The following is a 15,371-nucleotide window of genomic DNA, read 5'->3' as shown; positions in this document are numbered from 1 at the left end:
AACTAACTGCACTTAGAAGAAACGCGACCAGGAAATAAATGCCGACAGCCCGGTATCACGATCGGTTAACGGGCTGTCACTGATACTGCTGCCATACCATTTGTGCTCAATACCCAATCGTGTCATGCCACCGAACAACAGCGGTGTACTAACCGCTAAGCCTGCCGTGTAATTCCATGCGCCATCAGCGCTATAAGCAGAGCGCCCGGTAGTAGCCTCGTTTTCGCGAACACCATAATAATAATCAACCAGGTCGCTATTGGCATAACTGACTGCAAATTTTGGTTCAACGACTACAGCGTTAAAACGGTAGCTGTAACTGACCGCCAACGTCGACTCCTGGCCGTTGGCATTGCCCAGCAAATCAAATACCGTATCGGCTTCCAGCAACCAGTCTTGCTGGCGCAACTGCACCGCAATACCACCATCCAGCGAATCTTTGCGCTTTGCCATTCCGGTAAATACCGCGCTGTCGGACGAGTCGAAGCCATCAAAACGCGGTGCCAATTTTGCACTCACGCTGAAATTACCAAGCTCAGCCAACTGATAGCTGACAAAAGGGCCATAAACCGACAGCTTCTCGCCCCGATAACCCAGGATTGGTAAAGGTATGGTGCGGTTACTGTAACCGCGGTAAATCTCCTGGTTAACACCTACACCTATGCCGTAAAGAAAGCCAGCCGGGGCTTCCTGTGCGGCTGCCGTATGACTGCCAAGCATCGCTAGCGCTAGTACAGAGCAAGAAACAGAATAATTACGCTTCATCAGATACCCTATATTTGTCGTGAATATTTCATTTGAAGCATAACAACATAAATTATTTACCATTTTATGTCTGTAATTAATGGTGTCGATTCATGTGCCTCATTCACGGCCTGAGTTGGCTACACCGGCGGGTAGTAACTGCTCTACACCGCCAAGACGTTTAGCAATTTGCATTATCCTGTCATTGTGTCTGGCCAGAGCAGTTTTATCTTCTGCAGTCAGACAGCCTGTCAGCGTCTGATAGTACTGCTGCCCCTGCCTGATGCTTTTTTCAGCATTTTGCCGCTGCGCTGCCGGTACAAACATCAGTGCCTGCTGCGATACCTGTAATGCCGGCTGAATACTGTCCAGTACCGGCCAGGTCACTTTTGCACTTAACTCAACAAATTGCTGTGGGGTAAACCCGTGTTGCTTAACCAGCTGTTCAATTTGTTTCTGATAGTTTTTGTCTTTTTCCTGTGCACTTAATTGCTGGTAATGCTTTGACCAGTCACAATGTTGCTGCAGTTTAAATTGATTATTTTGCGGCCTTTGCTGTAGCTGCTGTAATTTGGGGATCATTAGCTCAAGCTGATCAAGGTTGTGATCAGTCAGCACCGTTTCGGCAGCCAACGGCACAGAAACACAAGCAGCCAGGGTAAGCGCTGTAATAGTTTTCGCGGTAAACATAGGATCTCCAGAATACGTTTTAGCTGCATCACAACATTAGCAGTATCACAACAAAGGTTTGCTTAACACAGCCTGAAATAATCGTCAGTGGAAGAACAATGCCGCTAAGCCACCTGACAGGATAACCAGCGTAGCAATAAGCAGCTTATTCGCCAGCACCCGACTGCCAAGCGCAAACACCAGCGTACATTTGACCACAGTGTTGCTAAGCGCCGCTATCGTCACGCCAGCCGCGGCCACTGCCAGCGCGTCGGGTAGCCGCCGGGCATAATCAGTCATAGAAAGGGTAACGGCATCTACATCGGTCATACCCGCTAATGCCGCTAGGATGTAAAGCCCCTCTGCCGCCGCATACTGCTCGGTAAGCTTCACCAGCAGCAATATCAACGCGAACAGCAAGCCAAATTTAATCGCCGCGACCAAGCTAAAAGGGTTACTGACCTTAACGGCACTGTGCTGTGGTGACACATACCTGCGACTGCCAAGCCAATAATAAATACCCGCCATTACCGCAGTTAACAACGCCATTGACGTAAATGGCAATAACAACGGTGCAAGTAGCGGCCTATAAACAATGAACACCGTAACCAGCACACGGATAAACATCACCAGCCACGCCAATAAAACACCACATGCCTGCGTATCTGCAGCCAAAGGGTCACTTTCCAGCTTACTGCTGCGGGCAAAGCTGAGCGTAGCTGCGGTTGATGACGCCAAACCACCGCTGATCCCTGTTACCACAGTGCCATGAGCAGTGCCGAGCCAGCGCACAGCTATATAGCCCAGCAACGACATTGATGAAATCAGGATCACCAATAACCAAAGCCGGTAGGGATTGAGCGCCTGCCAGGGATCTATCGCATGGTTTGGTAACAGTGGTAACACAATAAAACTGGCAATCAGCAGCTTTAAACCGGCATACATGTCATCAATGTCAATTTTTGCCACCAGCCCATGCAGCGGCTGTTTAAAGGTTAAAATGGCAGAAGTAAGAATGCCCAGCATCACCGCCAGCTCCGCATAGCCAAACATAATGGCGCCGCCTAGCAGACACACAGTAATAGCACTTATTTCACTTGTCAGACCGGGTGATCCCGCCGTACGTTGGTTCTCCAGCACGTAGGCGGCAATAACCGCCAGCGCCACTATCAATACCGTGATGACAAAAAGCCAGGGCGACTGCAGATGCAAGGATAGCCAGGCGGAAATAGCGCCGGCCTGAGCAAACAAAATGTAGGTTCGAAGGCCGCCAAAATTACCGGGATGTTCGCTACGCCGATGCTTTTCCCGCTCGACCCCTACCAGGGCGCCAAGCAACAATGCGATTAAAAAATTTTGCACCATCACAAAGTCAAACTCTGACATTTTTACGTTAACTCAGTTATTTAGCTAAATCTGGCATCAGCATAGCGCAATTTATCCTTCCATGTCATTGAGATAAACACAGCACGAAATTGAGCCGCCACACCGAACGCGGTACACTCAGCGGCCAATAGCTCAATGCGGGTTTATATATGGCATTAAAAGCCACTGTTTTTAAAGTTCAGCTGCAAATAGCAGACATGGACAGACACTATTATCAGGATCATAGCCTGACAATTGCACAGCATCCTTCAGAAAATAACGAGCGCATGATGGTGCGCCTGCTGGCTTTTGCGCTCAATGCCAGCCCAACGCTCGCCTTTACAAAAGGCTTAAGTGCTGAAGATGATGAGCCGGAACTGTGGGATACCTCGCTCGACGGAGAAATACAACTGTGGGTTGAATTTGGCCAGAGTGATGAAAAATGGCTACGCAAAGCCGCCGGGCGTGCCAGACAGGTGCAATTATTTTGTTATGGTGGCAGAAGTGTGCCGGTGTGGTGGAAAAGCAGCCAGCAAGCACTAGAGCGTTACAGCAACCTGAAAGTCATCGACATACCGGAAGAAGCCGTTAAAACAATGGCCGGATTGGTTGACCGCACTATGCAGTTACAGTGCAATATCAGTGAAGGCCAGATCTGGCTATCAAATCAGGATCAGAGCGTGCTGATTGAACCTGTGCTGCTAAAAGCAGCACAGTGAGCACCGCCGCGCCTACCCCAGGCGCGGATCTGTTTCATTTATCATCGCTTGCTGGCGATTACTGTTCGTAAACGCCAGCAGTGCAGGATAATCATCCAGTTCCATCAGTTCGCGAAACAGCGTCCAGTCAACCAGGCTGTACAATGCCATTGCAACATAGTCCCAGTTGGCAAACTCGCCATTGGCGGCCTGCTGCTCTAATACAAACAGGGATGTTGCCACCCGCTCACGCTGCAGATTAAAAAACAGCTTGTCGTCATTGGTATTGAAACCGCTGCGGTTACACTGCAGCAGCATCACCAGAGAATCATTGACCGCATTTATCACCGTGAGCTGATTTTCCTGATACCAGCTCAGTGCGGCCAATCCCAGCTTAGCCGCCAGATAACGATATATCACCGCGGAATCAAAGATAGCGCGGTCGCCATCTTGCAACATCGGAATACGTAGCGCCGGGTTAATGGCTGCGAGCGTCTCGCGGTCAGCTCCGGCGAAAATGTTCAGATTAACAAACTCATGCGGTGTACTGGCCAAAAGTAAGCGGATCCGCCGCACATAAGGCGATGTTTGTGAACCATAAAGTTTCATGCTTGCTCCTTAACAGGCGCCGGGGCGCGTAGAGATTGGATACTAAAACCACTGACCAGCGCAGTACCGGCAACAACAGAGGCCGCACCGGCCAATGTATGCCAGCCGATCTGCTCGTGTAAAAAGACATGGCCCCACAACACACCAAATACCGGGATCAGAAAAGTCACAGTAAGCGTCGGGGTTGCACCCAAATCCTGCACCAGGCGAAAGTACAGCAGATAGGCAATACCAGTACAGACAATACCCAGTGCCAATACAGCCATTAAGCTGTGGTGTGCCGGTTCAGCTACCGGCAACGGGATAAACCACAACAACGGCAGCAGCCATAAACTGGCGCCCCACATACTGCCATGAGCGTTAATAAACGCCGGTACCGGCTTAGCCAGTCGGGTGTACCAGGTAGCGATACCGTAACAACAGGCCGCGCCCGCCGCGGCGGCGATAGCCGGTATCGCTGCGCTATCAGAAACCACGGCGTCAAAGCCAACCAACACCGAGACACCGGCAATACCAAGAACCAGCCCGCTTGCCAGTCGCAGAGACATTTTCTGGCGAAAGAACAGCCAGCCGATAACAGCGCCCCACAGCGGCGCCGTTGCATTAAGTACAGCAAGTAATGACGCCGTCAATGTCTGGGCAGCATAGGCAAATAATAAAAACGGCAACGCAGTGTTAAAGAAGCTCAATATCATAAAATGCGCGGCATGAGCTCGAAGTGGTAGTCCGCGTTTTAACACCAGCGCAACCAGCGCCAGAAAGACAGCAGCCGACAATACGCGGCCAAACATCAGCCAGGCTGGCCCGAGCTCAGGCACGGCAATTCGCATAAATAAGAAAGAAGCGCCCCAGATAGCCGCAAGAGATAACAAACGAACGATACTACCTGGCCCCACCTTTGCCTCCAACGAGTACTTTTTTTACCATTTACACTATAAAAAGGCGGAATTATTCACAACACAACATTGCCAAGCTATGCAACTTTATTGCATAATCATCCCGCTTCATTTTTGCTTTATAGCTTTCGGCCCACGTTTTTGCGTGGGCTTTTTACTTTTACAGCCGACAGCGTTCAGCCTTTATCATCATGACCAATTCGGCTGGCTACCGCGCCGGTTTGTTGCTGGTACTTGGCATCCAGACGTTTGTTATAAGGCCGCTCTGCGGCGCCTGTCATCAGCTCAAAGTTCAGAGCGCCGATTTTCATTTTTGGCCGAAGCGCCAGCGGCAATTTGCCACTGTTATAAAACTCCAGCACAATGTTGCCTGACCAACCCGGATCAATACGATGTGCGGTCACATGTACCATCAGGCCCAAACGTGCCAGCGATGAGCGGCCATCAAGCCAACCTACGATATCAGCAGGTAGCGTGACGGACTCCAGCGTCATGGCCAGTGCCAGCTCACCGGGGTGCAGAATAAATTTATCGCCGTCCGCGATGTAAATTTCGTCACTCATTACACTGTTGAGCGCTTTATCTACTTCGGCTCTTGGCCCACTTAAATCGATATAGGGTGCGGCATGAGCCTGAAACACGCGGAACTTGTTGCCAAGGCGGATATCCACACTGACGCCGCTGATCATATCGGTGTCTGGCATCGGCTCAATTTTAATTTTACCTTCAGCTAAATGGCGTTCTATATCGCGGTCACACAATCTCATCTTAATCGTCCGTTATAATAATTTCAGGCTGGCTTGCCTGCTGTACAGAGGTTTGCCAATGTAAAGCCAGTATCAATTGCCGGCTGATTGTACGGTAAATTTGTGCCACTGGCTGCTCTTTTAGTACAACAGGTATGCCAAGATCAGCCTGCTCGCGGATTTGCTTTTGCAGTGGTAACTGACCAAGTACCGGCACCTGGTAACGCTCGGCCAGCAACACGCCACCTTCTGTGCCGAAAATATCATCACTCGCGCCACAATGACCACAAAGATAAAAACTCATGTTCTCAATCAGGCCTGCAATTGGAATATTAACCTGGCGGAACATACTGATGGCTTTTTGCGCATCAGCAAGTGCAACATCCTGTGGCGTCGTGACCACTACCGCAGCAGTAACAGGCAGCTTTTGCGCCATGGTCAGCTGAATATCCCCGGTGCCGGGCGGCATATCGACAATCAGATAATCCAGCTCTGGCCACGTTGTTTCATTGAGTAGTTGTAACAGCGCCTGACTGGCCATAGGCCCGCGCCACACCGAGGCCTGTAAAGGGTCAACCAGAAATCCGATAGACTGAAGGTACACGCCGTGGGCAAATTTAGGTTGCATCAGTTTGTTATCCGGCGAGGTAATTTTCTCTCCGCTTAACCCCAGCATTGTCGGTATAGACGGGCCGTATATATCAGCATCCAGCAATCCAACCTTCGCCCCTTCCAGCGCCAGCGCTGTAGCAATGTTTACAGCTGTAGTCGATTTACCCACTCCACCCTTACCGGAAGCTACCAGCACAATATGCTTAATATCTTTAAAGACGGTATTCGCATCCGACTGGTAGCCAATTTGCACGCTGTACGCAAAGCCTGCATCGGTAAGCGCTTGCTGCAACGCCGCAGTCACTGACAGCAGCGGTAGTTTTAACTGAACCTGCAGTACATTTTTATTCAAGTTGACAGTTTGCAGTATTAGCGCTAACGGTGCACCGCTTTCAGGTAGTTGCCATTGCTGTAACCACTGTAACAGCGCTTCAGGCACAGGCTCAGATTTGGAGGATTTAAACCAGTTGAACATCAGAGATCCCAGAATCAGATTTTAATGCGTTTTTTTACCGGATCCACCGGATGGCGGGTGCGGATCGATGGCAGCTAGTGTATCATTTAGCGAAATTTTTTCAGTTATTTATGTATAAGAGCATCGTTTAATGTCGACACGGAAAATTCTTGTAACCAGCGCTTTACCCTATGCCAATGGCCCTATCCACCTCGGTCACTTACTGGAATACATTCAAACGGATATCTGGGCCAGATTTCAAAAAGCCCGTGGCCATGAATGTTATTACGTCTGTGCTGACGATGCGCATGGCACACCTATTATGCTCAAAGCGCAAGAACAAGGCATTACATCGGAGCAAATGATTGCCAAAACCAATATTGAACACCAGGCTGACTTTGCCGGTTTTGCTATTGGCTTTGACAATTACCATTCGACACACAGCGACGAAAACCGTGAATTTGCCAGCCAAATTTACAACAAACTTAATGCCGGTGGTTATATCAAACGCAAAACCATCAGCCAGCTGTTCGACCCGCAAAAGCAGATGTTTTTACCTGACCGCTTCGTTAAAGGCGATTGCCCCAAATGCGGCGCACTGGATCAGAACGGTGACAGCTGTGATGTCTGTGGTGCAACTTACAGCCCGACAGAAGTGAAAAACGCCCGCTCTGTGGTATCAGGGGCCACGCCGGTACTGAAAGATTCTGAGCATTATTTCTTTGATTTACCCGCTTTTGGCCAGATGCTACAAGACTGGACCCGCAGCGGCAGCCTGCAAGACGAGATGGCGAATAAACTGCAGGAATGGTTTAAAGACGGCCTGCAAATGTGGGACATCAGCCGTGATGCGCCCTATTTCGGTTTTGAAATTCCCGGGGCGCCTGGCAAGTTTTTCTATGTCTGGCTGGACGCGCCTATCGGCTATCTGGCCAGCTTTAAAAATCTGTGCGATAAAAAAGGTATCGACTTTGACAGCTTCTGGCAGTTGGATTCAGACGCCGAGGTTTATCACTTTATCGGTAAAGACATCATTTATTTCCACAGCCTGTTCTGGCCAGCTATGCTGCATGGCGCCGGTATGCGTAAACCTAATGCTATTTTCGCGCACGGCTTCGTCACGGTAAATGGCGCCAAGATGTCAAAATCGCGCGGCACTTTCATTAAAGCCCGCACTTATCTGGATCATTTAAACCCGGAATACCTGCGCTACTACTTTGCGTCAAAACTCAGCAGCAGCATCACCGATCTCGATTTAAACCTGGATGATTTCAGCCAGAAAGTAAATGCAGATTTAGTCGGCAAAGTAGTCAATATTGCCAGCCGCTGTGCCGGTTTTATCACCAAACGCTATGATGGCAAATTATCTGCAAACGTGGCTGAACCTGAGCTGCTGGCCGAATTTACCGCAGCAGGCGAAAGCATCGCCGACAGCTTCGAAAAGCGGGAGTTTGCCCGTGCTATCCGTGACATTATGGCGCTGGCAGATAAAGCCAACCAGTACATCGATGCCAAAGCGCCCTGGGTGCTGGTTAAAGATGACAGTAAGCAACAGGAAGCGCATGACGTTTGCTCAATGGGCATTAACCTGTTCCGCGTATTGATGCATTACTTAAAGCCTGTTTTACCGGTAATGGCCAGCGAAACTGAAGCCTTTTTAAACAGTGAGCTGAGCTGGAGTAACTATCAGCAGCCGTTGACCAATCATGCGATTAATCCGTTTAAAGCTTTAATGCAACGGGTTGAGCCGGCAAAAGTAGCCGCCATGCTGGAAGCATCAAAAGAGAATTTGCAACCGGCTGCGGAAGAACCGGCTACAAAAGCAGCAAAAACAGAAAAGCCCGCCAGCGGCGAGCGCGAACCGATTGCAGAGACTATCAGTATTGATGACTTCGCCAAAATTGACCTGCGCGTTGCCCGTATTATTAAAGCTGAAGCTGTTGAAGGTGCCGACAAACTGGTGCAACTGCAGCTTGATATCGGCGCCGGTGAAGTGCGCCAGGTCTTTGCCGGGATAAAAGCTGCCTACAGTCCGGAGCAGCTTGAAGGCCGCCTTACCGTCATGGTTGCCAACCTGGCACCACGAAAAATGCGTTTTGGTTTATCTGAAGGCATGGTGCTGGCCGCCGGCCCCGGTGGCAGTGAGTTATTTATTCTGTCACCTGATGATGGCGCTGAACCGGGTATGCGCGTCAAATAATTATTCAGGCAGCCTGGGCTGCCTGCTTTTTTGAAAGGCAAAGGATGACCAGTAAACACCCTTACCGCAGTTTCACCGCATTATTTCTGACGACCTTGCTGATGTTGGTTGCGCAGGGCTCACTGTCAACCTACCTCGGCTTATCACTGGCTCAGCAGCAGGTTGACTCTGTCTGGATTGGTGCTCTGATGTCATGTTATTACCTCGGATTGGTGCTGGGCTCTAAACTGGGTCATAAGGTTATTGCCAGAGTAGGACATATCCGGGCTTTTGTGGCCAGCGCCGCTATCGTCAGTGCCTGTGCCATGACACATGTATTAACGTCGCAGCTGGAAATCTGGCTGGTGATGCGGGTCATCGTCGGTATGGGCATGATGTGCCAGTACATGGTGTTGGAAAGCTGGCTGAACGAACAGACCGAAAGTTCGCAGCGCGGCACGGTGTTTGCGTTTTACATGATTACCTCTTACCTCGGCATGATTGGCGGGCAACTGATGCTAAGCCAGTTCCCTGATTTGGGTATAGCGCCACTACTGATTATCAGCATGTGTTATTCGCTATGTATAGTGCCCATTGCACTAACCACCCGCATTCACCCAGCGCCTTTGCAGCCGGCGCCGCTTAAAATTTTTGTATTTTGGAAGCAAGTGCCGCAGTCACTGACGGCAATTACCGTAGCCGGGTTGATGGCAGGATCTTTTTATGGTTTGGCACCCGCTTACGCCGCCAGTAAAGGGATGCCGACAGAAGAAGTGACGTTATTTATGTCGGTCACTATCCTGGCAGGGTTACTGGCTCAGTGGCCTATGGGCAAGATTTCAGATCGTATACCGCGTAGCCGCATTTTACGGTTTAATGCTGCAGCCCTGACGATACTTACGCTACTGATCTCGATACTGCCGCTGACTGGCATCATGCTGCTGATCGCAACATTTTGCTATGGCGTGCTGGCTTTTACGCTATACCCCATCGCATCTGCGTTTGCGAATCAGAATGTTGAGCAAAACGACAGGGTGGCACTTTCAGCCACAGTATTACTTACCTTTGGTCTGGGGGCTTGCTTTGGGCCACTGCTCGCGTCGACATTAATGCAGCTGATTGGCCCTTCGATGTTGTATGCCTTTATCAGTTGTTGCGCGTTTACGCTGTTCCTGCGCCTGCTAAGAGTCAATTACACGCAAAAGCAAGTAAAGCGGATGATGGACGAGCAGCAAAATGCGCAGTTTAAAATGGGCTCGGGCGATTTAGTGTCTTCCCCTCTTGCCGCTGCACTTGACCCGCGTGTGGATGAAGACACGGTGGCAGCACAAATGCTTGATGAAGACTTTGTTGCTACCAGACAGCAGGTGCCGGCGGGCTACGATGAAGATATTGAACAGCTAACACCGGACGATGGTTTTGATGCCCCCTCTGCGGCTGACAGCGACACAGAAACACAGCGGCCCAGTGATTAAGGCCGCTTCTCTTAGTTACTGTGCATCACCACTTTATTCCACAGATTCTGGTTTTTAAGATAAGAAAAGTACTCATCCGGATGCCAGCACTTGGGCAACAATGGCATGTTTTTACGCTCTTCAAAATTTGATACCAACTTGCTTAGAATTTCAAGCAGTCGCTCTTCACTGATTTTCTCCAGCTTTTTCCGTGCTTGCGGATAATAAAGATTATTCTCTGCACTTATCACACACCCCTGTGCAGAAACGTTGTAAGTTAAGTTTCGGGTCACCATACGACATATTGGCTGTTTGATGTCAGCCGGATACAAGCCCGTTACAATGGCATACTCGTAGCGATCCATATCCTGCCGGTCAGAGTCTTTCGGTATGTAGGTGACGCCAAAACCTTGCGGAAACACACCGGTAATACTGATCAGCGCATCTACCGCGACTTTACTGTACACGCCTTTTTCTACGCCTTTCTCTAACACCAGTGTCACTTTAGGTAAGGTGTCATAAGCAAAACTACTTTTCGTTGATAACACTACTGAGGTATAGATCTGCGGAATTTTCAATAAATTGCCGATACCATGCTCAGGTTTTATAGCGCTTTTAAGCAATGACAACATGAAGTTTTGTCGCTCGGCTTCCAGTTTAATAAAACTGTCCCGCTCCGCTTTAGAGTTACCGGTATATCTGCCAAGTCCAAGGCCTTGGGTGACAAACTTCAGACTTTCGCGGTAGCTGATTTGCAATAACGCCATCCGTTCATCATTATCCAGCACCCGGAACTCGTCAGCGTTGCCATCAGGCCCTTTTAAAATAGCCAAAGCATCCGGATGGCAACTGCCGATATCCTGCAGTAACGCCGCCATCAGCAGCGGGATCTGTACATCATCACGAAACGGCTGATACTCGTCCTCTGCCACAGTGCCTTTTGACGCGTTGTAACGCTGCTGCACATAAGCATTGTGCAATTCACCGTCTGCTAGCAGTTTATCCAGTAAACGCAGAGACAATACCGCTTTATAAAGATGTTTGCTTTTCTGATTGCTACTGGCAACGTGCTTGCCTTCGGTAGGCGATAAAAGCTGAATCGTACCGAGTAATTTAGCGCTGAGCACCGCAGTTTCGCCCTGAGCTTCGCCCTGACACAGGTTCAGTATCTCCAGACATATCTGCTTTAGAGCAGAATAACGCTGCCACGCTTCCTCTTCCCGCGCTTGCACAAACACATGCTTTTCGCTTTGGGCTTGCTGCAGATTACGCTCAACCAACGCCAGATCGCGTTTACTGACCTGATGCTGACGGTTCTCATACAGATAAACCTGCTGCTCAAGCTCGGTTTTTTCAGCTTGTTGCTCCAGAGTTTGCCGGAAATACTGCTGCGCCTGTTCATATACCGAGTCAGCCACCGGGGTGTTATCGTAAATACGGTTTATCAGCGCCGCCACTAACTTACTGTAAGTAGACTTTCCTATGGTACCGAGTGTCATTCCGTTATTGCTTCCTGAACATATACAATGAAAGCAGACAAGTATCGTAAAACTCGCCTGTTAAGTATTTAATATTAAATCAGAATGTCAGAACAAGCTTGCCTTTGGTGCTATTGCTGGCCATTAACTGATGCGCCTGTTCTGCCTGGTGCCAGTGAAATTGTTGCTGTAACACTGGCTGTATCTGCCTTTGAGCAAGTGCCTGACCATATGCCTGATAAAAAGCCTGCGTTAATCTTGTTTTATAACTGTTCGTACGATTGCGCAGCGTAGAGCAGATTATCTGGCCACGGCGCTTAAATAACGGTGCCATATCTAAGTCTGGCACGTCACGCCCAGCCATCATTGCATATATCACTATCTTGCCATCCATTTTAAGCAGCGGGATCTCGCGGCGAATATAATCACCGGCAACCGGGTCCAGGATAATGTCAACACCGTCCGGCCAGTGTTTAGACAATTCCTGTTCAAACGCTACGTCTTTGTAGTTTATCAGTATATCTGCACCAAGCTTCTGACATAACTCAAGTTTATCATCACTACTTGTGGTAACAGCGACCTTGCAACCTATCGCCTTAGCAAGCTGCACTGCTGCGGTACCGACGCCACTGGCACCAGCATGAATAAGCACATGCTGGCCCGGTTGCGAATTGCCTATACTGCTAAGTAATTGATATGCCGTTAAAAACACCTCTGCGGTGGCAGCAACTTCAGCCATCGAATAGCCTGCAGGCACCACCATGGCATGGCCAGCGTGCAATAACGCATATTCGGCATAGCCACCTCCCGGTACCAGCCCAAACACCGCTTTGCCCAGCCAGCTTTTATGCTGAGGCCCCGCAGCAATAACCACACCTGCTACTTCAAGCCCCAGAATGTCACTTTCTCCCTCAGGAGGTGGATAAGCCCCCCGGCGTTGCATCAAATCAGCCCGGTTTATGCCCGCTGCAGCCACTTTAATAAGCAACTGTTCAGGCCCGGGTTGAGGTAAGGGGCGTTGTTCAATTACCAGCTTGCTGTCTTTTCCCAGGTTAACTACAGCAATCGCCTGCATCATCGATGGAATTGTTGCCAACTTTCGCTCCTTTCATTCGCAGCTACACACCGTATCCTGGTAAATACCGGACAAGACAGAAATTATGCTTTAGCTTTATGCACAGCTTCACTACAATGCGGCCTTTAGTCTAGCACAGTGTATCGTCAGCCATGAACCAGCCCTTAGTCTCATCTGTTTTGCCCCGTCTTATATTGCAAGAAACCCGAGAAAAATCGCTTAAGCGCTTGCATCCGTGGATTTTTTCTAAAGCGGTGAAATCGGTAAGCGGTAAACCGTCAGATGGTCAGACAGTAGAAGTTGTCAGCAGTAAAGGAGAATGGCTGGGTTATGCCGCTTACTCAGCGCAGTCACAAATCCGGGCACGTGTCTGGAGTTTCAACAAAGATGAAGTCGTCGATGAGGCCTTTTTTTTACGCCGTATACAGCGTGCGTGGCAGATGCGGACCGAGTTGTTCGATTTAAACCAAACAACAGGCTTACGCGTGGTGGCTGCCGAGTCTGATGGTTTGCCGGGTGTTACTATAGACAAATACGATGATGTGCTGGTATGTCAGCTGCTCTCTGCCGGTGCTGATGCCTGGCGCGACGCTATTGTTGCGGCGTTAAAAACGCTGTTTCCGGCACACAGCATTTACGAGCGTTCTGATGTGGATGTCAGAAAAAAAGAAGGCTTACAAGCTGTAGCAGGTTGGCTGCATTTGCCGCGTCAAAGTGGTGAAGTCATTATCAAAGAACATGGTATGTCATTGCTGGTTGACGTTGTGCAGGGCCACAAAACCGGATTTTATCTGGACCAGCGGGCCAGCAGAGCAGCGGCCAAACGCTATGCCAATGCCAAAAGCGTACTGAACTGTTTTAGTTATACCGGTACCTTTGGTGTTGCTGCGCTGCAAGGCGGCGCATTATCGGTAACCAATGCTGACTTATCAGAGCTTGCCCTTAGCACGGCACGCAAAAATACGGAACTTAATCATCTGGACTTATCAAAACTCGATAATGTTAAGTTTGACGTGTTCAAACTGCTGCGGCAATACCGTGAGCAGGGTAAGCAGTTTGATATGGTGATCCTGGACCCGCCAAAATTTGCAGAAAGTAAGGCTCAGCTACCTGGCGCCTGCCGTGGTTACAAAGACATCAATATGGTTGCAATGCAGATTGTTAAACCCGGTGGTTTGTTGCTGACATTTTCCTGCTCTGGGCTGATGGATGACGGTTTGTTCCAGAAAATTGTTGCCGATGCCGCTGTCGATGCTAAGCGTGACTGTTTATTTATCGAAAAACTGGCTCAGGACAGCGACCACCCTATCGCCAGTTTTTATCCGGAAGGGAGCTATCTCAAAGGCCTGGTGTGTAAAATCTATTAAACACATTAGTTTTTCACATGGTGCCAGCGATACTTATGCGATAAGCTGGCGCAATATTGACACCAAAGGAGAAACAAATGAAAGTTCTAGCTCTGTCATTAGCACTGTGCGCAGGCTTTGCCAATGCCGCTACCTGGCAACTTGATAACGGGCAATCCAGCCTGCATTTTGTGTCGGTGAAAAATGACTTGGTTGCCGAAACACATGCATTTCAAACGCTAAACGGTAGCTGGGATGAAAAGAACGTTTCTGTCACTATTCCTGTGAGCAGCATGCAAACCAATATCCCTATTCGAAATGACCGGATCTGGCAATATGTTTTACAGGCAGAGCAATTTGCCAATATTCAGATTAAAGCTCCCCTTACCAGTGACAGTATTGCCGCACTGACGGCCGGCAACTCTGTGGTGCAGGATATACCGCTGACGGCAACCATTGCCGGTCAAAGTGCGGTAGTCAATGCAAAAGTGCGGATAACTATGTTAAATAGCAGCACCTTGCAAGCCGCAACGGAAGCCCCCGTAATGCTGGATACTAACCAGTTTAAACTGGGCGCTGGTATCGCAAAATTACAGGAGCTGGCCGGGCTGAAACGTATTGACCCTATGGTACCGGTAACCTTTAGCGTTCGATTATCAAAGTAGTAAATGATAAAGCATAAAAAAAAGCAGCTGACCGCTGCTTTTTTTTATGCTGATGCCTGGTATTACCGGACTAATTTAACTCCATAAATGCCAAGCCTAACTGATAAATATCTTCACTTTCCTGACTACAGCGCATTACTTTAGCACTGGCATCCAGCGGTGGAATACTGGCATTCGCTGATTCCAGCCTGACGCGGATCAACGTCCCCATCTCTAGCGGTTCATCAACTTCAACAGACATGCCAGACGCACTAAGGTCACGGCAAACACCATCTATCGTCCGGCCAGTTTCCGGATCATTTATCATCAGTTTCACTTCGGCATTGACCATCATCCTGAAATAATGCCGGTTATCACCCTTTGTCAGCATAACGCCTCCCT

The 15,371-nt window shown here is 49.3% G+C and carries 15 protein-coding genes; 5 read left to right on the top strand and 10 right to left on the bottom strand.

Annotated elements, in window-relative coordinates:
• Nucleotides 1-12: 12 nt before the first annotated feature.
• From LHL18_RS00155 to LHL18_RS00145, 3 genes are all read right to left on the bottom strand, one after another.
• On the bottom strand, nt 13-765 hold the full coding sequence (locus LHL18_RS00155; RefSeq protein ID WP_226765304.1) for a MipA/OmpV family protein: 753 nt from the start codon (nt 763-765) through the stop codon (nt 13-15).
• Between the two features lie 99 nt (nt 766-864).
• Nucleotides 865-1,434: a hypothetical protein gene (locus tag LHL18_RS00150; RefSeq protein WP_226765303.1), complete on the bottom strand. Its 570-nt coding sequence runs from the start codon at nt 1,432-1,434 to the stop codon at nt 865-867.
• A gap of 84 nt (nt 1,435-1,518) precedes the next feature.
• Entirely contained in the window at nt 1,519-2,799 is a 1,281-nt protein-coding gene (locus LHL18_RS00145) for an MgtC/SapB family protein (protein WP_226765302.1), read from the bottom strand.
• 149 nt (nt 2,800-2,948) lie between these two features.
• Between LHL18_RS00145 and LHL18_RS00140 the strand changes: the two genes are divergently transcribed.
• On the top strand, nt 2,949-3,497 hold the full coding sequence (locus LHL18_RS00140) for a YaeQ family protein (protein ID WP_134055136.1): 549 nt from the start codon (nt 2,949-2,951) through the stop codon (nt 3,495-3,497).
• Between the two features lie 12 nt (nt 3,498-3,509).
• Here LHL18_RS00140 and LHL18_RS00135 read toward each other — a convergent pair whose 3' ends face one another.
• From LHL18_RS00135 to apbC, 4 genes are all read right to left on the bottom strand, one after another.
• Nucleotides 3,510-4,085, bottom strand: a complete 576-nt coding sequence (locus LHL18_RS00135) for a glutathione S-transferase family protein (protein ID WP_226765301.1) — start codon at nt 4,083-4,085, stop codon at nt 3,510-3,512.
• Nucleotides 4,082-4,981, bottom strand: coding sequence for a DMT family transporter (locus tag LHL18_RS00130; protein WP_226765300.1), 900 nt, complete (start codon nt 4,979-4,981; stop codon nt 4,082-4,084). The genes LHL18_RS00135 and LHL18_RS00130 overlap by 4 nt, the downstream gene beginning before the upstream one ends.
• Before the next feature lie 176 nt (nt 4,982-5,157).
• Nucleotides 5,158-5,748 carry a dCTP deaminase gene (gene dcd / locus LHL18_RS00125; protein ID WP_134055142.1) on the bottom strand — a complete coding sequence of 197 codons (591 nt, stop codon included), beginning with the start codon at nt 5,746-5,748 and terminating at the stop codon, nt 5,158-5,160.
• A gap of 1 nt (nt 5,749) precedes the next feature.
• Nucleotides 5,750-6,814 (bottom strand): iron-sulfur cluster carrier protein ApbC, encoded by a 1,065-nt coding sequence (apbC, locus tag LHL18_RS00120; RefSeq protein ID WP_226765299.1) that lies wholly within the window; start codon nt 6,812-6,814, stop codon nt 5,750-5,752.
• Between the two features lie 130 nt (nt 6,815-6,944).
• On the opposite strand from apbC, the gene metG reads away from it, so the two are divergent.
• Together metG and LHL18_RS00110 are read left to right on the top strand one after the other, a co-directional pair.
• Nucleotides 6,945-8,993: a methionine--tRNA ligase gene (gene metG / locus LHL18_RS00115; RefSeq protein WP_226765298.1), complete on the top strand. Its 2,049-nt coding sequence runs from the start codon at nt 6,945-6,947 to the stop codon at nt 8,991-8,993.
• 44 nt (nt 8,994-9,037) lie between these two features.
• Entirely contained in the window at nt 9,038-10,447 is a 1,410-nt protein-coding gene (locus LHL18_RS00110) for an MFS transporter (RefSeq protein ID WP_226765297.1), read from the top strand.
• A gap of 11 nt (nt 10,448-10,458) precedes the next feature.
• Here the strand turns inward: LHL18_RS00110 and LHL18_RS00105 are convergent, their stop codons facing one another.
• The gene (locus tag LHL18_RS00105) at nt 10,459-11,925 is read right to left on the bottom strand and encodes a hypothetical protein (RefSeq protein ID WP_226765296.1); all 1,467 of its coding nucleotides are present in this window, start codon (nt 11,923-11,925) and stop codon (nt 10,459-10,461) included.
• Nucleotides 11,926-12,004: 79 nt separating this feature from the next.
• The gene (locus tag LHL18_RS00100; RefSeq protein WP_226765295.1) at nt 12,005-13,000 is read right to left on the bottom strand and encodes an NAD(P)H-quinone oxidoreductase; all 996 of its coding nucleotides are present in this window, start codon (nt 12,998-13,000) and stop codon (nt 12,005-12,007) included.
• A gap of 131 nt (nt 13,001-13,131) precedes the next feature.
• Between LHL18_RS00100 and LHL18_RS00095 the strand changes: the two genes are divergently transcribed.
• Both LHL18_RS00095 and LHL18_RS00090 read left to right on the top strand, forming a co-directional pair.
• Nucleotides 13,132-14,346, top strand: a complete 1,215-nt coding sequence (locus LHL18_RS00095; protein ID WP_226765294.1) for a class I SAM-dependent methyltransferase — start codon at nt 13,132-13,134, stop codon at nt 14,344-14,346.
• Between the two features lie 77 nt (nt 14,347-14,423).
• On the top strand, nt 14,424-14,990 hold the full coding sequence (locus LHL18_RS00090) for a YceI family protein (RefSeq protein WP_226765293.1): 567 nt from the start codon (nt 14,424-14,426) through the stop codon (nt 14,988-14,990).
• Between the two features lie 70 nt (nt 14,991-15,060).
• Here the strand turns inward: LHL18_RS00090 and LHL18_RS00085 are convergent, their stop codons facing one another.
• Nucleotides 15,061-15,360 carry a PilZ domain-containing protein gene (locus LHL18_RS00085; RefSeq protein ID WP_134055156.1) on the bottom strand — a complete coding sequence of 100 codons (300 nt, stop codon included), beginning with the start codon at nt 15,358-15,360 and terminating at the stop codon, nt 15,061-15,063.
• Between the last annotated feature and the right edge of the window lie 11 nt (nt 15,361-15,371).

Origin of the sequence: Rheinheimera aquimaris (assembly GCF_020531985.1) — a bacterium.
GTDB lineage: Bacteria > Pseudomonadota > Gammaproteobacteria > Enterobacterales > Alteromonadaceae > Alishewanella > Alishewanella aquimaris.
Note: the sequence above shows the minus strand (reverse complement) of the source record. Positions and strands in the feature narration are given on the sequence as shown.